Source organism: Flavobacterium suncheonense GH29-5 = DSM 17707, from assembly GCF_000430025.1.
Taxonomy (GTDB): domain Bacteria; phylum Bacteroidota; class Bacteroidia; order Flavobacteriales; family Flavobacteriaceae; genus Flavobacterium; species Flavobacterium suncheonense.
Map to the genome: position 1 here is coordinate 1 of NZ_AUCZ01000011.1, position 23,053 is coordinate 23,053.

Below are 23,053 nucleotides of genomic sequence, written 5' to 3' on the forward strand. Positions count from 1 at the left end.
CTACGGGTTGTAATTATATGAAAACGGTAACGGTAACCGAATCGAATCCGGCAGTGGATGTTCAGGCGGTGGTGAGCAATTATTTTGCAGATACGCAAACCATCACGGTAACGGTAATTGGAGGAACAGGACCATTCGTGTACAGTTTAGACGGTGGCGAATTCCAGAGCAGCAATGTCTTCCCGTATGTCTTACCGGGTGAGCACACGGTAGTGGTTCAGGATGAAGGACAAACCGGATGTACCGATGAAACCCGCGTGGTGAACACGGTAAGTTATCCTAATTTCTTCACGCCAAACGGAGACGGAATTAACGATACTTGGAATATTTGGTCTTTACGTACCATTGATCAGGCAGCGGAGATTCACATCTATGACCGTTACGGAAAACTGATTAAACAGATTACACCAATGGGCAACGGATGGGACGGAACGTACAACGGACAATTGTTGCCATCGACAGACTATTGGTTTACGGTGAAGTTTGATGAGAATGGTGCAGGACGCATCTTCAAATCGCACTTCTCTATGAAACGATAAACATCTTAGCATATAGAAACACAAAAGCCACTCATTCGAGTGGCTTTTGTGTTTTTAGAGGAAACGCTCATTAAAGCAAGGAACGTTATTATAGCCCTGATAGGAGCGGCATCTTTTTATACCTGACAGGTATAAAAAATACAGCGGATAGCAGGAGCCGGTTTTGTTATGAATTGGAAATCGTCCTGCTCCTAAAATAAAAAAGCCTCTGTAGTAAGAGGCCTTGTGATTTTAACTGTTGTAAGCTTTTAGTGCTTCGTTTAATATTTGAACCGATTTTATTAAATCTTCTTTCTTGAGCACGTAAGCGATTCGGACTTCGTCTAAACCAACGCCCGGAGTCGAATAGAAACCGGCAGCAGGAGCGACCATAACCGTTTCTCCGTTGAAATCGTATTCTTCCAGCAGCCATTGTGCAAAATCATCGGCATTTTTAACCGGTAGTTTGGCAATGCAATAGAAAGCTCCTTTTGGAGTAGCAACGGTTACGCCTTCAATTTTGTTTAACTCGGCGATTAAGGTGTCGCGACGGTCTTTGTATTCGGTAATAACGTCATCGAAATAACTTTGCGGTGTGTCTAAAGCGGCTTCGCTTGCAATTTGTGCATAGGTTGGTGGGCTTAAACGGGCCTGTGCGAATTTCATAGCCGTAGCCATTACTTCTTTGTTTTTGGAAACGATGCATCCGATACGGGCGCCGCACATGCTGTAACGTTTGGAAACCGAGTCAATCATGATGGCGTGTTCTTCCAAGCCCGGAACATTCATCACGGAATGGTGTGTGTAACCGTCATACGTAAATTCGCGGTATACTTCGTCTGCAATCAGGAACAAATCGTGTTTTTTTACCAATTCGGCTAATTGCAGGATTTCTTCTTGGGAATATAAATAACCGGTTGGATTTCCGGGGTTACAGATTAAGATAGCCTTTGTTTTTGGGGTGATGAGTTTCTCAAAATCGGAGATTGGAGGCAACGCAAATCCGGTTTCGATACCAGAAATTACCGGTACCACTTTTACGCCTGATGCCGTTGAAAAACCGTTGTAATTCGCATAAAACGGTTCCGGGATGATGATTTCATCGCCTTGATCCATAGTGCTTCCCATGGCGAAAAGCAACGCTTCGGAACCACCGGTAGTAATGATGATATCGGCGGTGTTGATTGGTAAGCCGTGTTTTTGGTAGTAGGCGGCCAATTTATTTCGGTAACTTTCAAAACCGGCAGAGTGGCTGTATTCCAAAACTTCGATGTTAGCATTTTTAACAGCGTTAAGCGCAACTTCAGGCGTTTTGATATCCGGCTGACCGATGTTTAAGTGATATACTTTGTGACCTTTCTTTTTGGCCATTTCAGAATACGGAACCAGCTTTCTGATAGGCGATTCCGGCATTTGTTTTCCTTTGTTTGAAACTTTTGGCATGGTTTGTTTTTTTGTCCTGCAAATTTGCGATTATTTTTAGGATTTTGGAAAAATGAACTGTTATAAATTTTTAAAAATGATAGGAATTTTTGATTTAATGTAGTAATTTTCAGAAAAAGAGAGTTTATGCGAATTGTTTATTTCCTGTGGTTCTTTTTTATATCGGTATTTGCATACGGACAGAAAGGCTTTCAGTGGGAATCAGAAAAAGATAAGATTGTGATTCCCTTCACCTTTGTGGACAACCTTATTATCATTCCGATGGAAATAAACAATACAAAACTGAACATGTTACTGGATTCAGGTTCAGAGCCTTCGCTTTTGTTCAGCTTTCCGGAAAATGATTCCATACAATTATTTAACACCCGAAAAATTAAAATATCAGGTTTGGGTAATGAGGAAATTGCCGAAGGTATTTTTTCGGAAAATAACGTTGCTAAAGTTGGCGGGGATTATGTACAAAAAGGCTTTAATTTGCTTATCATTCTCGATGAAAACCTGAATTTTTCTTCAAGAATCGGAATTCCGGTTAACGGAATCTTAGGCTATTCTTTCTTTACGAATCATGTAGTTCAGATTGATTATGTCCGAAAAAAAATTACGTTGTACAGGGATAAAAAAGTGCTGGAATCAAAAAAAATGAAATCCTTCACCCGTTTTCCAATCACCATTGTAAAAGATCGGCCTTATCTGGATGTAAAGACAAAATTAGATCAAAAGGAGCATAATCTCAAATTGCTGATTGACACCGGATTGGGTGATGGGTTGTGGTTGTTCGAAAACGATTCGATAAAAGCGAATGATAAGTATTTTAATGATGTTTTGGGGGAAGGAATTGGCGGTACTGTTTTGGGTAAAAAATCGCGTTTGGATGAAATAGAGTTTTCAAAATTTAAATTGAATTCCCCTTTAGTATCTTATCCCGATACAGCTTCATACAAGCAGTTGAGACTGATAAATAAGCGAAACGGTTCTATCGGAGGCGGAATTTTAAAAAGATTTACAATTTTTTTAGACTTTCAGGGCAGTCAGGTTTTCCTGAAAAAGAACAGTTACTACGATGATCCGTTCAATTACAACATGAGTGGTCTGGAAATTCATCACGCCGGTGTGCAATGGGTCAGAGGTGAATTAAACAGGGATCCAAGTGCCAAAAATGCGCTCAATGTTAACGATATAATTTTTGATAAAAGTAGTTTGCGGTATCAATTCACCTTAAAACCAATTTTTGAAATTGGAACCATCCGGAAAGATTCACCAGCCGATAAAGCCGGTTTGCTTGTTGGAGATGTTGTACTTAGAATTGACGGGAAAAACATTTCCAATCTCTCCAAACAGCGCATTGATCAGATGCTGCAGGCCGAAGACGGAAAATTCATTACGCTTGATATCGAACGTAAGGGCGTTGAAAAGAAAGTAAAATTTCAACTTAAGAAGATCCTCTAAATAAAAAAGTCCGCATTTGCGGACTTTTCCAGATTTTATGAAGTAAAGTGGTTACGATTGCGGACCAACTTTAGCTTTTTCCAATACATTTTTCTCTTCTTTTACGATAACTTCACCTTTAATTCGCAAAGCAACTTTACCACCTTCCACATTCACAGCGTTAGATTCCACTGTAATGGTTTTGGAGATTTTTCCTGGGTTCATGTTGTATTTTACGTCAATTTTACCGGTTTTACCTGGCATAATCGGCTCAGTTGGTTTAGAAGGAACTGTACAACCGCAAGTAGACTGAACATTAGTGATAATCAAAGGAGCATCACCGGTGTTAGTAAACTCGAAAGTTCTGATTCCGTTGTCTGAATCTTTAGTTACAGTACCATAATCAATGGTGTTATCTTTTGCTTTGAACTCAATTTTAGGTCCTTTTTGCGCATAAGAAGCAACACTGAAAGCTAAGATGGCTACTAATCCTAATAATTTTTTCATTTCAATACGTTTTTAATTGTTATTTGTAAAATTACATTGTTTTAAACAACGAACAAATATTTTAACGTACTTTTTTTATTTGTCCGTTATCGTTATTTTTGCAGATAAATTACAAAAAGTGTACCAAAGTTTATTTCATATCAATCTTTTTTTGGAGCGAGTCAACGGCTTGTGTCTGTGAACCTTATTCCCGCTGTACGCACTACAAGGTAGTTGCTGCCATCGGGGCTAATGAGGAAGCGAATTGAATTTTTGTAATCTTTTTTCAAGTTTAAAATCACGTTTAAACTTTCAAATCTTAATTTTATAACAAAACATGATACCAGCTCAATTTGAAGCCAAACTCGTAGAAAAAAAGTGGTACGACTACTGGATGCAGAACAAGTATTTTCATTCCACGCCAGACCACAGAACTCCTTATACCATTGTAATTCCGCCGCCAAACGTAACCGGAGTGTTGCACATGGGGCACATGCTGAACAACACCATTCAGGACGTATTAATCCGTCGCGCCCGTTTAAAAGGCTTCAACGCGTGTTGGGTACCGGGAACGGATCACGCTTCCATTGCCACTGAGGCAAAAGTGGTAGCCAAATTAAAAGCGGAAGGTATCAACAAAAACGATTTAACCCGCGAAGAATTCTTAAAACACGCCTGGGAATGGACAGAAAAGTACGGCGGAACCATCTTAGAGCAATTAAAACAATTGGGTTGTTCCTGCGATTGGGACCGTACCAAATTCACCATGGATCCGGATATGACCGCTTCGGTAATCCGTTCATTTGTGGATTTGTACAACAAAGGCTTGATTTACCGTGGGTATCGCATGGTAAACTGGGATCCGGAAGCGAAAACCACCCTGTCCGACGAAGAAGTAATCTACGAAGAACGACAAGGAAAATTATACCATTTAAAATATCAGATTGAAGGTTCAAACGAGTTCGTAACCATCGCCACCACGCGTCCGGAAACAATTTTGGGTGATACGGCAATTTGTATCCACCCGGAAGACGAGCGCTACCAGCATCTGAAAGGCAAAAAAGCCATCGTTCCCATCTGCAATCGCGTTATTCCTATCATTTTCGACGAATACGTAGACATGGAATTCGGAACCGGCTGTCTGAAAGTAACACCGGCTCACGACGTAAATGACAAAGAATTAGGCGATAAGCACAATTTGGAAATCATCGATATTTTCAACGAAGACGCTACCTTGAATTCCTTCGGCTTGCATTATCAGGGGAAAGACCGTTTCGTGGTTCGCGAAGAAATTTCCAAAGAATTGGAAGCGATTGGCGCTTTGGCAAAAGTGGAAAATCACTTAAACAAAGTAGGTACTTCTGAGAGAACCAAAGCCGTAATCGAACCGCGTTTGTCCGACCAGTGGTTCCTGAAAATGGAAGATTTGGTAAAACCGGCCATCAAAGCAGTACTGGAATCCGAAGAAGTAAAATTATACCCTTCACGATTCAACAATACCTACCGTCACTGGATGGAGAACATCCGCGACTGGAACATTTCCCGTCAGTTGTGGTGGGGCCAGCAAATCCCGGCCTACTATTACGGAGAAGGCAAAGAGGACTTCGTAGTAGCCGAAACTCCGGCGGAAGCTTTGGAATTGGCTAAGCAAAGAACAGGGAATGCAGCTCTTCAGGCTTCGGATTTAAAACAAGATGCCGATGCATTAGACACCTGGTTTTCTTCCTGGTTATGGCCAATGGCGGTTTTCGGAGGCATTATGAATCCTGACAACGAAGACTTTAAATATTATTATCCGACAAATGATTTGGTTACCGGACCGGACATTTTGTTCTTCTGGGTAGCCCGTATGATCATTGCCGGTTACGAATATGCCGATGCAAAACCATTCAGTAATGTATATTTAACTGGTTTGGTACGTGACAAGCAAGGCCGAAAAATGTCAAAATCATTAGGAAACTCACCGGATCCTTTGGATTTGATTGAGAAATTCGGTGCCGATGGCGTTCGTTGTGGTTTGTTGTTGAGTGCTTCGGCCGGAAACGATATTTTGTTCGACGAAGAATTGTGCAACCAGGGAAAAGCGTTTGCCAATAAAATCTGGAATGCGTTTCGTCTGATCAAAGGATGGGAAGTAGCTGACATCGACCAACCGGAATCGTCTAAAGTGGCGATTGAATGGTACGAAGCAAAATTGCAGAAAACCTTAGCGGAAATCGAAGACAATTTCGACAAATACCGAATTTCCGATGCTTTAATGGCGATTTACAAACTGGTTTGGGACGATTTCTGTTCTTGGTTCCTGGAAATGATTAAACCGGGTTACCAACAGCCAATCGACCGTACCACCTTCAACAAAGCGATTGAAATGTTAGAGGCTAACCTGAAATTGTTGCACCCGTTCATGCCGTTCTTAACGGAAGAAATCTGGCAGCACATTGCGGAACGAACTCCGGAGCAGGCCTTAATCGTTGCAGAATGGCCGAAAGTAACATCAGCAAACGAAAAACTGATTGCCGATTTCGATTTTGCCACAGAGGTAATTTCCGGAATCAGAACCATCCGAAAAGACAAGAACATTCCGTTTAAAGATGCCATCGAGCTGAAAGTGGTAAACCATGAGAACGCTTCGGTTTTCTTCGATTCTATTATCAGGAAATTGTGTAACGTATCAAATCTTGAGTATGTTTCGGAAAAAGTAGACGGTGCATTGTCGTATCGCGTAAAATCGAACGAATATTTTATTCCGATTACCGGAAACATCGATATCGAGGCTGAAATTGCGAAACTGACCGAAGAGCTGAATTACACCAAAGGATTCTTAAAATCGGTACAGGCGAAATTGTCCAACGAGAAATTCGTGGGCGGAGCACCGGAGAAAGTAATCGAAATGGAACGCAAAAAAGAAGCCGACGCTTTAGCAAAAATCGCTACGATTGAGCAGAGTTTAGTTAGCCTGAAATAAGAAGTGAAAAATTAAAAAGTCCCGAGTTCAGTTGAAGTTGGGACTTTTTTTATGTTATGTCAAATTACGGTTTTACGACATGTTTAAGCGCTTCCACATATTTCTTTTCCACCGCCGTCCAATTGACCACATTAAAAAATGAGGAAATGTATTCGCCGCGTCGGTTCTGAAATTTCAGATAGTAAGCGTGTTCCCAAACATCCAGACACAGAATGGGTGTGCCTTTTACCGGCATTTCCGGCATCAGTGGATTGTCTTGGTTTGGGGTGCTTCCCACAACAAGTTTACCGGTTTTATCTACAACCAGCCAGGCCCAACCGGAGCCGAACTGTTTTCCCGCTGCTGTAACAAATTGATTTTTAAAACTGTCATAACTGCCAAAATCCCTGTTGATGGCAGCAGCAAGGGTATCTTTAGGCTGTCCTCCCGTTTTCGGAGCCATAATTTCCCAAAAAAGATTGTGGTTATAATAGCCTCCTGCATTATTGCGAACTTCCGCATTATTTGGGTCTCCGTTTTTCAGAATTTGCTCTAACGTCCAGTTTTCCAAATCGGTACCTTTAATGGCTTTGTTTAAATTGTTACAATAGCTCAGGTGATGACGGGAATAATGAATTTCCATGGTACGGGCATCCAAATAAGGTTCCAAAGCGGTGTAAGCATACGGTAAGCCGTGCATTTTGAATTTTCCTTTTTCCGCTTTAACATCGGCAGGATTACCGTAAACGGATTGGGTTTCCTGTGCTTCTGGTTCCGGAATCTGAACCACTTCTTCCAGATTGCTTTTATTGCGACAGGAAGCAAGAGTGATTACTGCCAGACCTAAAAGGAAAAGTTTGTGCAACTTCATATTGATATTTGATTTAAAAGAAAAAAACGAAATCCGGTTACAAATTTCGTTCTTTCATTAGATTATTGATAATGTCGATGTATTGTTTTTTTGCTTCTGCCGCTGTAAGGTTGTTTACCTGCATCCAGGCGTTTAATTTGAAAGCACTTCGGATGTTATGGGAATCCTGTCGGAAAAAAAACTGCTCGGAATCGTCTGATGTAGCCTGTTTGTATAAGCCATACAACACCAACTGCTGGTCTATCGGAACCGAAGCCTGCGGTATTAATTGGGCATTTTTAAAAGCCTCATCGAATAATCTGTCCAGTTCTTTAGAATCCATTACTTTTTAATTGCAATGATAGTTTTTCCGCCTACAGCTTTTTGGTTCAGTTTTACATTGATTTCGGTTCCCAGTGGAAGGTATAAATCCACTCTCGAACCAAATTTAATGAAACCGGCATCGGTACCCTGAACAACCTGCATGCCTTCTTTAGCGTAATTAACGATACGGCGTGCCAAAGCTCCGGCGATCTGTCGGTATAAAATTTCCCCGAATATTCGGTTTTCAATTACTACTGTTGTTCTTTCGTTTTCTTCGCTCGCTTTTGGATGCCAGGCAACTAAATATTTTCCCGGATGGTATTTGCTGAATTTTACCAAACCGTTTACTGCATAACGCGTAACGTGTACGTTAATCGGCGACATAAAGATGGAAACCATCATTCGTTTGTCTTTAAAATATTCGGGTTCAAACACTTCTTCGATTACCACAACTTTTCCGTCTACAGGTGCAATAATATGGTGGTCATTTATCGTGGTTATCCGTTTCGGGTTTCTGAAAAACTGAAGTATCATCACTAACATGAACAAGGTGAATACCTGAACAGCCATCCGAATCCAATTGCTCGAAATAAACCCGTCTGCTAAGAAAATAATAGCAGTTGCTGTGAATGTGGCTCCCAGAATAATTTTTGCTCCTTCTTTATGAAACTGTATGAACATAATTTAAAATTTGATAAAATAAATATAGAAACGGTACTACAAATATAACACTATCTAAGCGATCTAAGACACCTCCGTGGCCAGGCATTATTTTTCCGCTGTCTTTAACGCCGGCAGTTCGTTTGAATTTTGATTCAATGAGATCCCCGACAGTGCCTAACAATCCGATTATGAGGCCGGTAACAATCCAGGTTGAATGCGAAAAAAAAGTAAAAAAACAACTGAGGATATAACTTCCAATCATGGTGAAGACAAGACCGCCGATAAAGCCTTCAATAGTCTTTTTAGGAGAGATGCGCTCCAATAATTTATGTTTGCCCATCGATTTTCCGACAATGTAGGCAAAAGTGTCGTTAGTCCAGATTAAAATAAAAATACCGATTACGATTTTTGGGTTAAAATCTCCGTCTACAAAAGGGATTTTCATCAGTAAAACAAACGGTAAAATGATATAGCCAAAGAGCTTGACAAATTTTGCAATTTTATCTTCCTTCCGACGCATTTTTTCAACGAATAAATCAAGGATTAAATTTGCTGAAATGAATAGGGTAGCCAACGTTAACAGCATGTCTGTTTTAGTATTTACGGTGTTGAAGAAAACAAAGATGATGTAACTCGCTAAAGCTAAAAGGATGGGAACCGAACTTTTTAAATGAATCAGTTTGCAGAATTCCACGACGCAAATCAGCATGAAAATGCCGAAAAGCAACGAAAAACTATATTGGGAATATAAAGTTGCAGACAACAAGAGCAGTATGTACACTACTCCAGAAAGTGTTCTTGTTACGCTTTCCTGCATGCTATAAATCTTCTAAAAGCAGTAAATACAAGTTTTTAGGACAACTTCCGTATTGCAGGAAATCTTCCTCTTTGGCTTTTTCGAAATATTTAAAAGTGGTGATGTTCGTAGGGTATTCCTTGTCGTATTTCTTTTTGATTTCACGCAAGCCGTCGCTCTTGTTTCCGGTAATCTGGCTTGTGGTGGCCAAAATAATGATGTTTGCCGGTAAATCGTTAGGTTTAAACTGTCTGATCTGGTTAGATGAAAAAAGAATGGAACCTTCGTCTGCAATCAGGCTTTCACAAGAGGCTAAAAGAAACACAGGGTTTTGAGGATTAGTATAATTCAGTTTGTTTTCATCCAGAAGGCTGTACAGTTTTGGTTCTAAACACATGGCTTCTTTTTCGAACCAGTCGTTTTCCTCTAAAATACTTTCGAAATTATCATGGACTTCGTTCAGATTTTCGCAATACAAAAATTTACCGCCGTTTTTTTTGAACTTATAGGTAAATAATTCGTCGATAGGCATCACAGGATCCGGTAGATAAGGACTTGTTTTCTCCTTGTCTTTTTCTTCATTCGAATCTTCGGATGAGGCGCCAAAAAACTTTCTGAAAAGACTCATAAATTATATAAAATCTCGAAATTTTAAACTTTGATAACAACCAAAGATAAAAAAATCTTAATTCAATCGAGCAATTGAATTAAGATTTTTCTAAAAAAAAAGTTAACAGGATTATTCTGTTTCCGTAACTGCTTCTGTTTCTGATTTTTCAAAAGGTCTTTTTCCGAAAATAGTTTCCAGATCATCTTTGAAAATCACTTCTTTTTCAATAAGAATATCGGCTAATTGAACCAGTTTGTCGCGGTTTTCGTTTAAAATTGAAATCGCCCGCTGGTATTCTTTCTCGATTAAATCGGAGATTTCCTTATCGATAATTTTTGCGGTTTCTTCCGAATAGGGTTTCGAGAAGTTATAATCCGTTTGCCCAGAAGAATCGTAATAGGTAATATTTCCTAATTTATCGTTTAATCCGTAAACCGTAACCATGGCGCGCGCCTGTTTGGTAACTTTCTCCAAGTCGCTTAAAGCGCCGGTGGAAATTTTATCGAAAATCACTTTTTCGGCCGCACGTCCGCCCATGGTGGCACACATTTCGTCCAGCATTTGTTCCGGTCTTACGATTAGACGTTCCTCCGGTAAATACCAGGCCGCTCCCAAACTTTGTCCACGCGGAACAATGGTTACTTTTACCAACGGAGCAGCGTGTTCCAGCATCCAGCTTACCGTTGCATGACCGGCTTCGTGAATGGCGATAGCGCGTTTTTCCTCCGGGGTAACGATTTTGTTTTTCTTTTCTAAACCGCCAATAATACGGTCTACCGCATCAAGGAAGTCTTGTTTACCCACCGATTTTTTGTTTTTTCGGGCCGCGATTAACGCCGCTTCATTACATACATTGGCAATATCGGCTCCTGAAAAACCAGGGGTTTGTTTGGCTAAGAAATCTGTATCCAGAGCCTCTTCTTTTTTAAGCGGCTTCAGGTGCACTTCAAAAATTTCTTTTCTTTCACGAATGTCCGGTAAATCCACGTAAATCTGACGGTCGAAACGTCCGGCACGCATTAAGGCTTTATCCAGAATATCAGCGCGGTTGGTGGCGGCCAACACGATAACGTGGGTGTTGGTTCCAAAACCGTCCATTTCTGTAAGTAACTGGTTTAAAGTGTTTTCGCGTTCGTCATTCGATCCGGAGAAATTGTTTTTTCCGCGGGCACGTCCGACAGCATCAATCTCATCGATGAAAATAATGGCAGGCGCTTTTTCTTTGGCTTGTTTGAACAAATCCCGCACACGTGATGCTCCGACGCCTACAAACATTTCCACGAAATCCGATCCGGAAAGAGAGAAGAATGGTACTTTGGCTTCTCCTGCCACAGCTTTGGCTAATAAGGTTTTTCCGGTTCCCGGAGGTCCTACAAGTAAAGCTCCTTTCGGGATTTTACCACCTAATTCGGTATATTTTTCCGGGTTTTTAAGGAATTCTACAATTTCCTGAATTTCTTCTTTTGCACCTTCTAAACCGGCTACATCCTTAAAAGTAACTTTTACGTCGTTTTTCTCATCAAACAGTTTTGCTTTCGATTTACCAATGGAGAAAATCTGACCGCCACCACCACCGCCGCCACCGCCGGACATGCGTCGCATCATATAAATCCAAAAACCGATAATGATGATTAAAGGCAAGTAGGTAATAAGGATTTCTCCCCAGTTACTGTCCGGTTCGGATGCGTAATCGTTTAATTTTCCGGATTGTCTGGCTTCCTCAAGTTTTTTCTGAAAAAGTTCATTGTTTGTTCCGATATCAAACGAGTAGTGAGGTCCTGTATTTTCTTTTCCCAGTAAGGTTTCCTTTTGTATTTTACTGTGCGTTTTACTGGCCAGCGCTTCTTTTTTCAGATATACCTGAGCTGTAGTTTTGTTGTAAACGACTTTGTTTACCTGACCGGAATCCAAAAACTGATAAAATTTGGAAATACTGGTTGGTTTTACTTCCTGAAAATTGGATCCGCTGGATACAATCTGTATGGCAATCAAAATCAAAAGAGCAGCACCGTATAATAACCACGGACTGATTTTAATCTTATTCGGAGTAGGTTTCTTATCTTTTGACATGTAATAATGTGGTTGTTAGTATTTGTTTTCGATGGACGTGATTTTGGCATCACCCCAAAGGCTTTCAATGTTGTAATATTCGCGAATCTGTTTCTGGAATACGTGAACGACAATGCTCACATAGTCCATAAGAATCCACTCGGCATTTTCGGAACCTTCCACATGCCAAGGTTTGTCTTTCAGTTCTTTGGATACTACTTTCTGAACAGAATTGGCAATAGCATTTACTTGAGTGTTGGAGTTACCGTTGCAAATCACGAAATAATCGCACACGGTGTTATCTATTGCTCTTAAATCTAAAATATCTATATCGTTTCCTTTTACGTCTTCAATCCCTTTGATGATATTCGCTAGTAATTCATCGTTGTTAATCTCTTTTACCGCCATTTATATTTTCTGTGTTTTTCGCAAAGTTACCATTTTTGTAGTTAATTTTGACATCTTAACATAAGATTAAACTACTTAACGGGTAATAATTTTTATGAATATAATCAAACTCGATGCCATACCTTCCACGAACGACTTTTTAAAAGAAAAGCTGTCAAGGCAGTATCTCGAAAATTTTACGGTTGTCGTGGCGGAAAACCAGACCGGGGGTAAAGGTCAGATGGGCTCGATTTGGGAAGTGCAATCTGGTAAAAACCTTACTTTCAGCGTGTTGGTAAGGGATTTGCTGTTGGATATTCAATCGGTTTTTCATTTGAATGTTGCCGTTGCGGTTAGTATTGCAGAGGCGTTAAAATTATTTTCAATTCCGGATTTAGCTATTAAATGGCCTAACGACATTTTGGCAGAAAACCGAAAAATTGGCGGTATTTTAATTGAAAACATCCTGAAAAGCGATGGCGAAATTTTTTCCATAGTCGGCATTGGTCTGAATGTCAACCAAGTTGAATTTACGGATTTGCCTAAAGCTGGATCTTTGTTCAGCATCACAGGAAAGGTTTTTGACAAGGAAGCTGTTTTAACTTCGGTTCTTGAAAAATTAAAACTCAATCTGGCTTTACTTCAGAGCGGGAATCACGAACAATTCTGGAAGATTTACGATGCCATGCTCTTCCGAAAAGGAGTTCCCGTATCCTTTGAAGATACCAGCGGTTTGCGTTTCATGGGGATTATTCAGGGCGTAAACTGCAACGGAAAACTCGAAGTTTTACTCGAAAACGATTTGATAACCGAATATGGAATTAAAGAAGTAATATTGTTGTATTAAAAGAAAGTCATGAGCAAATTGATTTTAGAAGTGGAAGGGAAGAAGTACCCTTTAATTAACAGTACGTTCAATTCGTATAACAGAGGAGCAGGGCTGGAAGCCTATCCGACAGACAATACCTTTACCGTTCAGATTAAAATAACAAAGCTGGATAAGGTGCTTAACGATTGGTTTTACAATGTGGCCGGCCAAACGAAGAACGGAAGAATTGTTTTTATCAATGATGAGGATGAACCGGTATATGAAATTTGTTTTCTCGAAGGCCAAACGTCAAGCATTAACGGAAATCTGAATGTGGCGCAGGGCGATTACGGTAACGATCTGATGGTAACGCTAACGGCAGAAACGATTTTTACAAACGTATTATAAAAAGAAAACCTCTCGAAACGGAGAGGTTTTTTTATAAGGAACAGGTTTTTTACAGTTTGTTCATGTTTTGTGCCAGTGTTTCAATAAATTTTGAAATGGGACCTTTAATCATCATGGCCATCATCGGGTTGAAGTCGCCGTTGAAAAGTAACTGTACTTCCGAAGTAGTTGCTGTTAAAGCATTGATGTTAGCCGTTAACGTGAAAGGCAATTTGTCGCTGGCAGCTCCTAAAACCACTTTGTTTGGTGCCACTTTGTCTTTCATTTTCAATTTGATTTCCGGCATGCCTTTTAATCCGAAGATAAAGGCGTTTTCATCCAAAACCTCAAATTTGGCAATGGAATCCGGCATTAATTTTTCAAAATTCTTTACATCGGTTAGCGCCTCGAACAAATACTCCGGAGATTTTTCAACGCTAACTTTTGGACTTTCTAAATTCATTATTTTAAGATTTTCAAATTATGTATTCTTGTATGGAAAAATGTTATTTTTCAGCTTTTCTTCCGATGGCAAACTGCAGAAACAAAACTAAAAGTTACACTTCAACATTCCAGGTTGAAGGACTTTTGCGCCATTCTTTAAGCGTTTCGTGCTCTTCTTCCGTAATGTACTGTCGGGCTACAGCTTCTTCCAAAAGCGTGTCGTAATTCCCTAAAGTAAACACTTCCAGATTGGCCTCCCTGCAATTTTCTTCGGCTACATCAAAACCGTAAGTGAAAATGGCCACCATGCCTTTTACCACAGCTCCGGCTTCACGTAAGGCTTCAATGGCCTGTAAACTGCTTTTTCCGGTACTAATCAAATCTTCCACTACCACAACGGTTTGCCCTTTTTGCAGAAAACCTTCCACCTGATTCTGACGGCCGTGTTTTTTAGGTTCCGGACGTACATATACAAACGGAAGCCCCATAATTTCCGCAACAAGCATGCCAATTCCGATGGCTCCTGTGGCAACTCCCGCAATTACATCGGGTTTACCAAATTGTTTTTCAATATTTTTGGCAAATTCCTCTCGAAGATAATTTCGGATGGGTGGAAATGAGAGTGTTATGCGGTTGTCGCAATAAATCGGAGACTTCCAGCCTGAAGCCCACGTAAAAGGATTTTTAGGATTTAATTTAATTGCGTTTATTTGTAAAAGCAATTCGGCTGTTTTTTTAGCTGTGTCTGTGTTAAAAATCATACTACAAATGTATAAAGTTTTTGTAAACGATAAGCCACTTTTCCTAACAAATCAAGTTGTTAAGGAAACCGATTTTCAGCTTTTTCTTCTGGAAAGTGTTGATATCAAGCAGATTATTGTAAAAATGTTTCAGAATAAAATTGACAAGGCATTTTTATACCATCCCGACGAAAGAGAAATCATGACCAAGCTGAAAGAGAAGATTCCCGTGGTAAAAGCAGGAGGCGGATTGGTTTACAATAAGAACGGCGAAGTGCTTTTTATCTTCCGTAACGGAAAATGGGATTTACCCAAAGGCGGAATTGAAAAAGGAGAATCCATCGAGGAAACTGCTATTCGGGAAGTAGAAGAAGAAACCGGAGTTACAGGTTTGAAAATAACCGGAAAACTGCAGAAAACCTATCACGTTTTTAAACGCAATGGGCAATACAAACTAAAAATAACGCACTGGTTTGAAATGAAAACCGATTTTTCCGGAACACCAAAAGGTCAGGCGGACGAAGGCATTGAAGAAGTAGTCTGGATGCAGCCCAAGCAAATAAGGGAAGCCTTGGAGAATTCCTATGAAAATATTAAGTTACTCTTTGAAGAAGAAAAGCTCCTGATTTAGGAGCTTTTTTTAGTATTGGATTCTGTAAATCGGATAGTGCAGATAGGCCTTTTCGAAATATTTGGAGTTTTTGTATACCCAATCCAGCTGAGCGGCTCCGTTATCGGCGAAAGCGTTGTCTTCTTTGCGTTTCTTTTCCAGTTCGGCTTTTATTTTTGGATTTTCATCTAAAATTTTCTTGGCTAAATCTTCAAAAACATAAGGAGAATAGTATTCTTTCTGTTGTAAAATGGCATCGAAGAAATTCCAGTTAAAAAACGAATCGGTAGCTTCCGGTTCTAACGTTTCCAGAAGGTATTTTACGTTGCGCTGCTGCGTCTTTACAATGATATCGCCTTTGTTGAATTTGATTTTTTCCGTTGAAGCGGCTACCGAAGTATTGTAATGCGGATAGTGTCCTTCAAACGGTTCTTTTCCGGTTTTGTAATCGGTAATTTTATAACTTTCCACCGTTATGGTTGTGTCGTTTTTAATTGTGCTCATTTCGATTTTGTTGATTTTCAGCAAATCGATTACTTCCCATTGTTCTTTCGGAATTACATAGGCCTGCGGAATCACAATTTCTTTCTTCGGCTTGTACACTTCGTAGAACGGAATTTGTTTTTTGAAAGGCTTGCTGCGATCGTAATACAATCTCGGTTTTTTGGAAACATCGCTGGGTTTGTAATTGCCTTCGTATCCCAAAAAAGGAATTTCAGTCACTTTGGCAGAATCAATTTCCCATTGAACGGTGTATTTGGTATTGGGTTTAAAATAGGTCCAGTTGTCTTTTCGCTGTTTTTTGATAACCAGATTGTTCTTGTCCATATAATCTAAAGTGGAATGCATGAATTCATAGGTAGCTCTTACGCGTTCGTGATAAGGTTTCAGCATGTGTGTTTCCACCATAAAGCCCATCGTGTTAAACATCGAAGCGTAACCGGTTGAAAAACGCGGACTGTCCATATTTTTGGCAAAACCGTGTTCCGGAGTATCGTTGTAAATGTTTACATAAGGTACAGATTCTATGGCTTTGGATTTCAGATCCTTTAAAATAGCCGGTACCATCATGCCGTTGAAAAAAATACTCAGATATCCGCCTAATTTCTGGTAATGTGTGCTGATATACGTTAGAGTGTACTGATAATCTGCACCATTACTCACATGGTTGTCGATAAAAACTTCCGGATTCACCATCTGGAACAACACCTGAAAACTTCTCGAATTCTTAGTATCCGATTTGATGAAATCACGGTTTAAGTCAAAATTTCGCGCATTGCCTCTAAAACCATACGCTTCCGGGCCGTTTTGGTTTACTCTTGAGGTCGAATTTCGGTTCAGAGCGCCTCCGATATTATAAACGGGGATAGCCACCACTACGGTGTTTTCCGGAGCTGTCAGTTTTCCGGTCGCCAAATCTTTCAGGAAAAGCATGGTGGCATCAATTCCGTCAGTTTCGCCGGGATGGATTCCGTTGTTGATTAACAGTACATTTTTTTTTGAAGAATGTATCGAAAGAAAATCGAAATTCTTGTCCGGATTGTACGTTACGATATGCAAAGGCTCGCCGCTGTCGGTTATGCCCATGGTTTTCATGGAAACGGTTTCAAAAGCCTTGTCGAGTTTCTGATAGTAGTCAATCACTTCCTGATAGGTTGCAGACTGGTTGCCGTTTCCTTTTTCGTAAGGCGTTTTTAAATCGGTTTGTTGTGCAAATGCGGAACTTACTGCTAACAAAAGAAAGCCGAAAAATGATTTCATGGTTATTTTACTTTAACAGATTCGGGAACTAAAATGGTATAATCACCGCCGTTTCGGATAACATCACGGACAATACTCGAACTGATGTGCGAGGTATCGATAGCGGTAAGAAGGAAAATGGTTTCAATGTCCGACAGTTGGCGGTTGGTGTGGGCGATGGCTTTTTCAAATTCAAAATCGGCCGGGTTGCGCAAACCTCTGAGAATGAACTGAGCACCTAATTTATGGCACAAATCAATGGTTAATCCTTCATAAGTAACGACAGAAACTTTCGGTTCGTTTTTAAAAGAATTTTCGATAAAAGCTTTGCGGTCTTCCAGCGAAAACATATATTTCTTTTCGGCATTGATACCAATGGCAACGACAATTTCGTCAAACAGGGGCAAAGCTCTTTTGATGATGTCATAATGTCCTAAAGTGATCGGATCGAAGGAACCGGGGAAGATTGCTTTTCTCATCAGATTATGGTTTTAATGCCAATTCAATAGCATTGCTAAACAATTCCGTTAATGAAATCCCGGCTTCTTTAGCCTGTTGCGGCAGAATACTTTCGGTAGTTAAACCCGGAATGGTGTTCATTTCCAGCATATAAGGTTCGCCATTTACGATGATGAATTCGCTTCTTGAAAACCCTTTCATTTTTAAAACTTCGTACGCTTTTTTGGCTACCGCTTCCACTTTTACGCGAACATCGTCCGACAATCGGGCAGGAGTGATTTCCTGGGATTTTCCTAAATACTTCGCTTCGTAATCGAAAAAGTCGTTTTCGGAAACAATTTCGGTAATCGGTAAAACGGTTGTTGCGCCTTTATAATTGATGACGCCCACCGAAACTTCCGTTCCGTCCAAAAAACTTTCGATGATGATTTCGCTGTCTTCTTTATAGGCATTTTCAATCGCAGGAAGTAGTTCTTCTTTTGATTTTACTTTGGAAATACCAAAACTGGAACCCGATTTATTTGGTTTCACGAACAAAGGCAGTCCTAAGGTTTTGATGATTTCGTCCTCATTTATTTCATCGCCTTTGTCCAGATAAAAAGAAGTGGCCGTTTTGATTCCGTAAGGTTTTAAAACCGACAGCAAATCGCGTTTGTTGAACGTTAAAGCCGCCTGATAGTAATCGCAGGAAGTTTGCGGAATGCCCAACAGTTCGAAGTAAGCCTGCATTAAGCCGTCTTCTCCGGGCGTGCCGTGAATCGCATTGAAAACCACGTCAAACGTTACTTTAACACCGGCATAATTCACTGAAAAATCGTGGCGGTTTACCGGGAATTCGTTTTCGTTTTCATCCACCATTACCCATTTTTCTTTAAAAATATGGATGCGGTAGGCTTTATAACTGGATTTGTCCAGAAAGTTGTACACTACATTTCCGCTTTTCAGCGATATCTGATACTCACTGGAATAGCCTCCCATGATGATGGCAACATTTTTCATATATTGTTCGTTATTTGATAAGTACTAGTTCCTACAAAATTATTACTATTTGTTGAAACCCGCATCAAAAAATATTTTTCTAACGATAAAAATCAAAATGTGTATTCCAGACGACCTTTGGCAAACAATTACTTTTTTCGGAAGAAACAAAAATGTGTAGTATTTTATATCTTTGCCCAAAACCCAAAACCATGAGTTGGAAAAAATTCTTAACGAGCCCGGTATTTTTTAAACATTTAGCGTTAGCCTTACTGATTACGTTAGCCTTTGTATTTGGTGTAATGAAATTTTTAAGCGTGGCGACCAACCACGGCGAAGAAATTCCCGTGCCGAATTTAGCTAAAATGAGCGTTGAAAAAGCCGAAGAACGTTTGGATGATATTGGTTTGGAATTTCACCTGTTGGATACAGTAGATTACAATCCGGCCTTTCCTCCTTATTCGGTAGTAGAACAAGATCCACTGGCTGGAGTTACCGTGAAAGACGGCAGAAAAGTGTATGTTAAAATCAATTCCGGAGGTTATGCAAAAGTAACCATGCCAGATCTGGTGCAGAAAACCTACCGTCAGGCTTTGTCTACCTTAAGAGCTTTAGGGGTGCAGGAAGGCGATGTGAAATATGTGGAATACATGGCCAAAGACGTTGTTCTGGAAGTAAAACAGGGCGGGAAAAAGATAAAAGCAGGCGACCGAATCCTGAAAAATTCTAAAATTGACTTTGTTTTGGGAGACGGAAAAACAGGTTTTAACGACGAGGAACTGGACAGCGTTAATACCCATGAAATTTTAGTACCAACGGAGGAAGATCTTAATAATGCAGAATAATATCGATACAGAACAGGACGATTTTGATGACGATGACGTGCTGTTTGAACACCATCGGTTTGAAGTCTCAAAAGGACAGCAGGCGCTTCGCATCGATAAGTTTCTGATGAACCTTATCGAGAATACAACACGCAACAAAATTCAGAAAGCTGCCGATTCCGGAAATATTTTTGTGAATGACGTTCCGGTAAAATCCAATTACAAAGTAAAGCCCAACGATATTGTAACAGTTCGGTTAGAACATCCGCCTTATGAACACCTGTTAAAAGGGGAGAATATTCCGTTGGATATTGTTTACGAAGACGATCAGTTAATTGTAGTCAACAAGCCCGCCGGTATGGTGGTGCATCCCGGTCACGGCAATTATTCCGGAACTTTGGTGAATGCTTTGGCGTATCATTTTGACAATCTGCCGATGAACAGCAGTGAACGCCCCGGATTGGTACACCGTATCGATAAAGATACTTCAGGACTTTTGGTAGTGGCTAAAACAGAACTGGCTATGGATTATCTTTCCAGACAATTTGCCGAAAAAACCTCCGAAAGAGAATATGTAGCCTTGGTTTGGGGAAATATCGACAACGAAGAGGGAACCATAGAAGGTAACATCGACCGTCATCCCGTAAACCGTATGCAAATGGCTGTTTTTACGGACGAAGACAAAGGTAAACCGGCCATAACACACTATAAAGTTTTAGAACGATTTGGTTATGTTACCTTAGTTTCCTGTAAGCTGGAAACCGGCCGGACGCACCAGATTCGCGTGCATATGAAACACATCGGGCACACCTTATTTAACGACGAACGTTACGGAGGTGATGCAATTTTGAAGGGTACGACTTTTACCAAATACAAACAGTTTGTAGAGAATTGTTTCAAAATACTGCCGCGACAGGCACTACATGCCAAGACTTTGGGTTTTGAACATCCGGTTACCAAAGAATTCATGCGTTTTGATTCTGAAATTCCGAACGATATTGTGGAATGTATCGAAAAATGGCGTACCTATTCCAAATCGCATACGCCTGACGAAGAAAATTAAATGAAGAATCCCTTGCAAGAGGGATTTTTTAGTTTAAGACTAAATCGCGTTTCCCGATCCAGACGTTATTGACTTTCTGAACAGCAACGATTCCGGAGCCGCCTTGGTAGGAAAATCGGTTTTGTTCCGCTTTTGGCAGTAAAGGATCATCTTTAAACATAAAATCAGTAATGTAAAACGGATTGGGGTTATCCGGCAGTTTAACCGCTGCATGAATATGAGCGGGTGTAGTGTTTCCGGGATAGGAGGCCGGCCGGATGGTTTCAATCCGGTACTTTCCGTTTGCATCGGTTTTACACCAGCCGTGATGGGAACCGTGCCATTTCTGCACACCTTTTTCAGTTCCTTTTTTGGAATATTCGCCTTTGGTATTCGTGTGGTAAGCATAAAGAATAACACCCGGAATAGGAGTTTTGCCGTCTTTTTTATAGATGGTTCCGCTGATAATCAGTTTTTCGGCTCCGGCATCGGAATTGGGAATATTCATTACAGAAGTCAACAGATTCGGCATATTGGCAAAACAACAATGAATATCGGCATCCGGATTGTCGCAGGCATCACTTTGGCGGGTCGTTATTGTCTGAGTAATCGCTCTTTCGGCTTCTTTCAGCTGACAAGAAAAAAGCAACCCGACGAAACTCATCATTCCGATAAAATGTAACGAAGCTGACATGGTATAGTTTTTGAAAAACAGGTTGTTATGTCAAATTTACAAAATTATAACCGCTTGATTACCTTACAAAAAGTTAAGATCTGTCAGGATGGTAATCTTGTTTCAGCAATGCAAAAAAGAACGAATCTTCCATGATGTTGTTTTTGTAATAATGCTGACGTAAATGCCCTTCTTTTACAAAGCCTAATTTCTGTACCAATCGTAGTGATGGTTCGTTATGAGGCGCGATAAGAGCTTCAATTCGGTTCAGTTTCATTTCTTCAAAACCATATCGGACAATTGCTTTTAAAGCTTCCGTCATAACTCCTTTCCCTTTGTATTGATCGCCGTTCAGATTATAGCCGATTTCTGCCCGGGCATGTTCGGTGTACCAGGTGTGAAATCCGCAGGTGCCTATTATTTTGTTGGTTTTCTTATCTATTATCTGAAAATTCACGAAACTTCTGTTGTAGGTTGTCATGCCTTTGGAATATTTCTCTTTTTCTTTTGCGAATTGCCCGTCGGTTTCCAATCCCAAAAACGTTTTTATTTCGGCCTCGGAAAGCGAACGAAACAGAAAATCGTAAACTTCCGGAGTGATTTTTCGTAAGATTAGGTTTTCGGTTTCAAGTACCTGAAAAGTCATGCCATTCGATTATTGGTTCCTAGTTGCAATATATCTAAATTTTGAACAGATTTTGTATTTTTGAACACCATTAAAGCAAAACCATGAAAATCGTTATATCGCCGGCTAAATCGTTAGATTTCGAAAAACCGCTACCAACACAACTGTATTCTGAATTTTCTTTTGTTAAAGAAGCCAACGCCATCCATAAAATGCTGAAAAAAAAGAAGCCGAACCAATTGATGGAGCTGATGGACATTTCTGAAAAACTAGCCGATTTAAACTGGCAGCGCAATCAGCAATGGGCGACACCATTTACACCTGAAAATGCCCGTCCGGCGGTGTATACTTTCAATGGAGATGTTTATATCGGTTTGGATGTTTACACATTGCCAACAGAAAAACTGGAAGTGTTGCAGGATAAGTTGCGCATACTTTCCGGTTTGTATGGTTTGCTGAAACCGCTGGATTTGATTCAGCCGTACCGCCTGGAGATGGGAACACAGTTGCCTGTCGGAAAAAATAAAAACCTCTACGAATTCTGGAAAGCAAAAATCACGAAAGCACTTAACCAAGAGCTGAAAAAAGGCGATTTATTCGTGAATCTGGCCAGTAACGAGTATTTTTCCGCCGTCGATGTGAAAGCGCTTAAAGTCCCCGTAATCACGCCGGAATTTAAAGATTACAAAGACGGCAAACTGAAAATGATTAGTTTTTTTGCCAAAAAGGCGAGAGGGATGATGGTGCGTTACATTATCGATACCAACGCAGAAACCCTCGAAGACTTGAAAGGTTTCAACTACGAGGGTTATACATTTGACGCGTCATTATCTAAAGGTAATACACTGGTTTTTACGCGATAATTTACCGAAACTGAAGATAATCTTCATAGTCCCGAAGTGTTTCTCTTGTAATTTTGTGCTGGTCGCGGGAAAGTTCGCGCAGGGCTTCCACACCTTTTCGGGCGCAACGGCGCACTCTTAACAATCGGTTGGTAAAGTCCATAAGTCTTTTGGCATCGGCCGGAGGCAGTTTTTCGCGAAGATCGTCAACTAATTCGTTGAACTCATTAACCACATAGCTGTTTTCTTCATATTCAGATTGTAAATCCACTAAAAACTCATCAATTTCCTTTTCGATGTCGTGAAGGTTATGTTCACTTTTTTTGTAAAATTCCTGGAGCATTTTTTTGGTGTTACTAGTAAAGATACCCATAATGAAGAATGTT

Annotated in this window: 26 protein-coding genes; 9 read left to right on the top strand and 17 right to left on the bottom strand. The window is 40.3% G+C overall.

Annotated elements, in window-relative coordinates:
- The coding region (locus G498_RS0107645) for a T9SS type B sorting domain-containing protein (protein WP_154656447.1) at positions 1 to 539 on the top strand (539 nt) is incomplete at its 5' end.
- A gap of 231 nt (positions 540 to 770) precedes the next feature.
- Here G498_RS0107645 and G498_RS0107650 read toward each other — a convergent pair.
- Entirely contained in the window at positions 771 to 1,961 is a 1,191-nt protein-coding gene (locus G498_RS0107650) for a pyridoxal phosphate-dependent aminotransferase (protein ID WP_026980641.1), read from the bottom strand.
- A gap of 126 nt (positions 1,962 to 2,087) precedes the next feature.
- On the opposite strand from G498_RS0107650, the gene G498_RS0107655 reads away from it, so the two are divergent.
- The gene (locus G498_RS0107655; protein ID WP_026980642.1) at positions 2,088 to 3,407 is read left to right on the top strand and encodes a PDZ domain-containing protein; all 1,320 of its coding nucleotides are present in this window, start codon (positions 2,088 to 2,090) and stop codon (positions 3,405 to 3,407) included.
- A 51-nt stretch (positions 3,408 to 3,458) separates the two neighbouring features.
- On the opposite strand, the gene G498_RS0107660 is transcribed toward G498_RS0107655, so the two are convergent.
- On the bottom strand, positions 3,459 to 3,893 hold the full coding sequence (locus G498_RS0107660) for a DUF1573 domain-containing protein (RefSeq protein WP_026980643.1): 435 nt from the start codon (positions 3,891 to 3,893) through the stop codon (positions 3,459 to 3,461).
- Positions 3,894 to 4,209: 316 nt separating this feature from the next.
- Between G498_RS0107660 and G498_RS0107665 the strand changes: the two genes are divergently transcribed.
- Entirely contained in the window at positions 4,210 to 6,837 is a 2,628-nt protein-coding gene (locus tag G498_RS0107665) for a valine--tRNA ligase (protein WP_026980644.1), read from the top strand.
- A gap of 64 nt (positions 6,838 to 6,901) precedes the next feature.
- Here the strand turns inward: G498_RS0107665 and G498_RS14825 are convergent, their stop codons facing one another.
- From G498_RS14825 to rsfS, 7 genes are all read right to left on the bottom strand, one after another.
- Positions 6,902 to 7,687, bottom strand: a complete 786-nt coding sequence (locus tag G498_RS14825; RefSeq protein ID WP_035744643.1) for a superoxide dismutase — start codon at positions 7,685 to 7,687, stop codon at positions 6,902 to 6,904.
- A 37-nt stretch (positions 7,688 to 7,724) separates the two neighbouring features.
- Positions 7,725 to 8,009 carry an acyl-CoA-binding protein gene (locus tag G498_RS0107675; RefSeq protein ID WP_026980645.1) on the bottom strand — a complete coding sequence of 95 codons (285 nt, stop codon included), beginning with the start codon at positions 8,007 to 8,009 and terminating at the stop codon, positions 7,725 to 7,727.
- The gene (locus G498_RS0107680; protein WP_035744648.1) at positions 8,009 to 8,671 is read right to left on the bottom strand and encodes a phosphatidylserine decarboxylase family protein; all 663 of its coding nucleotides are present in this window, start codon (positions 8,669 to 8,671) and stop codon (positions 8,009 to 8,011) included. The genes G498_RS0107675 and G498_RS0107680 overlap by 1 nt, the downstream gene beginning before the upstream one ends.
- Complete coding sequence (locus G498_RS0107685) at positions 8,652 to 9,470, bottom strand: phosphatidate cytidylyltransferase (protein ID WP_026980647.1); 819 nt, start codon at positions 9,468 to 9,470, stop codon at positions 8,652 to 8,654. Before G498_RS0107685 ends, G498_RS0107680 begins: the two co-directional genes overlap by 20 nt.
- A gap of 1 nt (position 9,471) precedes the next feature.
- Positions 9,472 to 10,077, bottom strand: a complete 606-nt coding sequence (locus G498_RS0107690; RefSeq protein WP_026980648.1) for a hypothetical protein — start codon at positions 10,075 to 10,077, stop codon at positions 9,472 to 9,474.
- A 111-nt stretch (positions 10,078 to 10,188) separates the two neighbouring features.
- Positions 10,189 to 12,129 (bottom strand): ATP-dependent zinc metalloprotease FtsH, encoded by a 1,941-nt coding sequence (ftsH, locus tag G498_RS0107695; protein ID WP_026980649.1) that lies wholly within the window; start codon positions 12,127 to 12,129, stop codon positions 10,189 to 10,191.
- A 15-nt stretch (positions 12,130 to 12,144) separates the two neighbouring features.
- The gene (rsfS, locus tag G498_RS0107700; protein WP_026980650.1) at positions 12,145 to 12,516 is read right to left on the bottom strand and encodes a ribosome silencing factor; all 372 of its coding nucleotides are present in this window, start codon (positions 12,514 to 12,516) and stop codon (positions 12,145 to 12,147) included.
- A gap of 94 nt (positions 12,517 to 12,610) precedes the next feature.
- Here rsfS and G498_RS0107705 point away from each other — a divergent pair, with 94 nt between their 5' ends.
- The gene (locus tag G498_RS0107705) at positions 12,611 to 13,342 is read left to right on the top strand and encodes a biotin--[acetyl-CoA-carboxylase] ligase (RefSeq protein ID WP_026980651.1); all 732 of its coding nucleotides are present in this window, start codon (positions 12,611 to 12,613) and stop codon (positions 13,340 to 13,342) included.
- Between the two features lie 9 nt (positions 13,343 to 13,351).
- Positions 13,352 to 13,711, top strand: a complete 360-nt coding sequence (locus G498_RS0107710) for a hypothetical protein (protein WP_026980652.1) — start codon at positions 13,352 to 13,354, stop codon at positions 13,709 to 13,711.
- 49 nt (positions 13,712 to 13,760) lie between these two features.
- Here the strand turns inward: G498_RS0107710 and G498_RS0107715 are convergent, their stop codons facing one another.
- On the bottom strand, positions 13,761 to 14,153 hold the full coding sequence (locus tag G498_RS0107715) for a hypothetical protein (RefSeq protein ID WP_026980653.1): 393 nt from the start codon (positions 14,151 to 14,153) through the stop codon (positions 13,761 to 13,763).
- A gap of 94 nt (positions 14,154 to 14,247) precedes the next feature.
- Complete coding sequence (gene pyrE, locus G498_RS0107720) at positions 14,248 to 14,895, bottom strand: orotate phosphoribosyltransferase (protein WP_026980654.1); 648 nt, start codon at positions 14,893 to 14,895, stop codon at positions 14,248 to 14,250.
- A 7-nt stretch (positions 14,896 to 14,902) separates the two neighbouring features.
- Between pyrE and G498_RS0107725 the strand changes: the two genes are divergently transcribed.
- Complete coding sequence (locus G498_RS0107725) at positions 14,903 to 15,505, top strand: NUDIX hydrolase (protein ID WP_026980655.1); 603 nt, start codon at positions 14,903 to 14,905, stop codon at positions 15,503 to 15,505.
- Positions 15,506 to 15,514: 9 nt separating this feature from the next.
- Here G498_RS0107725 and G498_RS0107730 read toward each other — a convergent pair whose 3' ends face one another.
- From G498_RS0107730 to G498_RS0107740, 3 genes are read right to left on the bottom strand one after another with little or no spacing between them, the layout of a single operon-like run.
- Positions 15,515 to 17,245: a M14 family zinc carboxypeptidase gene (locus G498_RS0107730; RefSeq protein ID WP_026980656.1), complete on the bottom strand. Its 1,731-nt coding sequence runs from the start codon at positions 17,243 to 17,245 to the stop codon at positions 15,515 to 15,517.
- Positions 17,246 to 17,247: 2 nt separating this feature from the next.
- Positions 17,248 to 17,703 carry a pantetheine-phosphate adenylyltransferase gene (gene coaD / locus G498_RS0107735; RefSeq protein ID WP_026980657.1) on the bottom strand — a complete coding sequence of 152 codons (456 nt, stop codon included), beginning with the start codon at positions 17,701 to 17,703 and terminating at the stop codon, positions 17,248 to 17,250.
- Positions 17,704 to 17,707: 4 nt separating this feature from the next.
- Positions 17,708 to 18,682: a D-alanine--D-alanine ligase gene (locus G498_RS0107740; RefSeq protein WP_026980658.1), complete on the bottom strand. Its 975-nt coding sequence runs from the start codon at positions 18,680 to 18,682 to the stop codon at positions 17,708 to 17,710.
- Positions 18,683 to 18,873: 191 nt separating this feature from the next.
- Here G498_RS0107740 and G498_RS0107745 point away from each other — a divergent pair, with 191 nt between their 5' ends.
- Together G498_RS0107745 and G498_RS0107750 are read left to right on the top strand one after the other, a co-directional pair.
- Positions 18,874 to 19,506 (top strand): PASTA domain-containing protein, encoded by a 633-nt coding sequence (locus tag G498_RS0107745; protein WP_026980659.1) that lies wholly within the window; start codon positions 18,874 to 18,876, stop codon positions 19,504 to 19,506.
- The gene (locus G498_RS0107750; protein WP_205619172.1) at positions 19,496 to 20,548 is read left to right on the top strand and encodes an RluA family pseudouridine synthase; all 1,053 of its coding nucleotides are present in this window, start codon (positions 19,496 to 19,498) and stop codon (positions 20,546 to 20,548) included. The genes G498_RS0107745 and G498_RS0107750 overlap by 11 nt, the downstream gene beginning before the upstream one ends.
- 28 nt (positions 20,549 to 20,576) lie before the next feature.
- On the opposite strand, the gene G498_RS14830 is transcribed toward G498_RS0107750, so the two are convergent.
- Both G498_RS14830 and G498_RS0107760 read right to left on the bottom strand, forming a co-directional pair.
- Positions 20,577 to 21,221, bottom strand: coding sequence for a dioxygenase family protein (locus G498_RS14830; RefSeq protein WP_081694218.1), 645 nt, complete (start codon positions 21,219 to 21,221; stop codon positions 20,577 to 20,579).
- 73 nt (positions 21,222 to 21,294) lie between these two features.
- Positions 21,295 to 21,846, bottom strand: a complete 552-nt coding sequence (locus G498_RS0107760) for a GNAT family N-acetyltransferase (protein ID WP_026980661.1) — start codon at positions 21,844 to 21,846, stop codon at positions 21,295 to 21,297.
- Between the two features lie 83 nt (positions 21,847 to 21,929).
- Between G498_RS0107760 and yaaA the strand changes: the two genes are divergently transcribed.
- Complete coding sequence (gene yaaA, locus G498_RS0107765) at positions 21,930 to 22,688, top strand: peroxide stress protein YaaA (protein WP_026980662.1); 759 nt, start codon at positions 21,930 to 21,932, stop codon at positions 22,686 to 22,688.
- 1 nt (position 22,689) lies between these two features.
- Here the strand turns inward: yaaA and G498_RS0107770 are convergent, their stop codons facing one another.
- Positions 22,690 to 23,040, bottom strand: a complete 351-nt coding sequence (locus G498_RS0107770) for a hypothetical protein (RefSeq protein ID WP_026980663.1) — start codon at positions 23,038 to 23,040, stop codon at positions 22,690 to 22,692.
- Positions 23,041 to 23,053: the final 13 nt, after the last annotated feature.

What these genes read in the sequence shown, in the direction of transcription:
- G498_RS0107650 (WP_026980641.1), bottom strand. Translation starts at nt 1,961, where the DNA reads ATGCCAAAAGTTTCAAACAAAGGAAAACAAATGCCGGAATCGCCTATC.
- G498_RS0107655 (WP_026980642.1), top strand. Translation starts at nt 2,088, where the DNA reads ATGCGAATTGTTTATTTCCTGTGGTTCTTTTTTATATCGGTATTTGCA.
- G498_RS0107660 (WP_026980643.1), bottom strand. Translation starts at nt 3,893, where the DNA reads ATGAAAAAATTATTAGGATTAGTAGCCATCTTAGCTTTCAGTGTTGCT.
- G498_RS0107665 (WP_026980644.1), top strand. Translation starts at nt 4,210, where the DNA reads ATGATACCAGCTCAATTTGAAGCCAAACTCGTAGAAAAAAAGTGGTAC.
- G498_RS14825 (WP_035744643.1), bottom strand. Translation starts at nt 7,687, where the DNA reads ATGAAGTTGCACAAACTTTTCCTTTTAGGTCTGGCAGTAATCACTCTT.
- G498_RS0107675 (WP_026980645.1), bottom strand. Translation starts at nt 8,009, where the DNA reads ATGGATTCTAAAGAACTGGACAGATTATTCGATGAGGCTTTTAAAAAT.
- G498_RS0107680 (WP_035744648.1), bottom strand. Translation starts at nt 8,671, where the DNA reads ATGTTCATACAGTTTCATAAAGAAGGAGCAAAAATTATTCTGGGAGCC.
- G498_RS0107685 (WP_026980647.1), bottom strand. Translation starts at nt 9,470, where the DNA reads ATGCAGGAAAGCGTAACAAGAACACTTTCTGGAGTAGTGTACATACTG.
- G498_RS0107690 (WP_026980648.1), bottom strand. Translation starts at nt 10,077, where the DNA reads ATGAGTCTTTTCAGAAAGTTTTTTGGCGCCTCATCCGAAGATTCGAAT.
- ftsH (WP_026980649.1), bottom strand. Translation starts at nt 12,129, where the DNA reads ATGTCAAAAGATAAGAAACCTACTCCGAATAAGATTAAAATCAGTCCG.
- rsfS (WP_026980650.1), bottom strand. Translation starts at nt 12,516, where the DNA reads ATGGCGGTAAAAGAGATTAACAACGATGAATTACTAGCGAATATCATC.
- G498_RS0107705 (WP_026980651.1), top strand. Translation starts at nt 12,611, where the DNA reads ATGAATATAATCAAACTCGATGCCATACCTTCCACGAACGACTTTTTA.
- G498_RS0107710 (WP_026980652.1), top strand. Translation starts at nt 13,352, where the DNA reads ATGAGCAAATTGATTTTAGAAGTGGAAGGGAAGAAGTACCCTTTAATT.
- G498_RS0107715 (WP_026980653.1), bottom strand. Translation starts at nt 14,153, where the DNA reads ATGAATTTAGAAAGTCCAAAAGTTAGCGTTGAAAAATCTCCGGAGTAT.
- pyrE (WP_026980654.1), bottom strand. Translation starts at nt 14,895, where the DNA reads ATGATTTTTAACACAGACACAGCTAAAAAAACAGCCGAATTGCTTTTA.
- G498_RS0107725 (WP_026980655.1), top strand. Translation starts at nt 14,903, where the DNA reads ATGTATAAAGTTTTTGTAAACGATAAGCCACTTTTCCTAACAAATCAA.
- G498_RS0107730 (WP_026980656.1), bottom strand. Translation starts at nt 17,245, where the DNA reads ATGAAATCATTTTTCGGCTTTCTTTTGTTAGCAGTAAGTTCCGCATTT.
- coaD (WP_026980657.1), bottom strand. Translation starts at nt 17,703, where the DNA reads ATGAGAAAAGCAATCTTCCCCGGTTCCTTCGATCCGATCACTTTAGGA.
- G498_RS0107740 (WP_026980658.1), bottom strand. Translation starts at nt 18,682, where the DNA reads ATGAAAAATGTTGCCATCATCATGGGAGGCTATTCCAGTGAGTATCAG.
- G498_RS0107745 (WP_026980659.1), top strand. Translation starts at nt 18,874, where the DNA reads ATGAGTTGGAAAAAATTCTTAACGAGCCCGGTATTTTTTAAACATTTA.
- G498_RS0107750 (WP_205619172.1), top strand. Translation starts at nt 19,496, where the DNA reads ATGCAGAATAATATCGATACAGAACAGGACGATTTTGATGACGATGAC.
- G498_RS14830 (WP_081694218.1), bottom strand. Translation starts at nt 21,221, where the DNA reads ATGTCAGCTTCGTTACATTTTATCGGAATGATGAGTTTCGTCGGGTTG.
- G498_RS0107760 (WP_026980661.1), bottom strand. Translation starts at nt 21,846, where the DNA reads ATGACTTTTCAGGTACTTGAAACCGAAAACCTAATCTTACGAAAAATC.
- yaaA (WP_026980662.1), top strand. Translation starts at nt 21,930, where the DNA reads ATGAAAATCGTTATATCGCCGGCTAAATCGTTAGATTTCGAAAAACCG.
- G498_RS0107770 (WP_026980663.1), bottom strand. Translation starts at nt 23,040, where the DNA reads ATGGGTATCTTTACTAGTAACACCAAAAAAATGCTCCAGGAATTTTAC.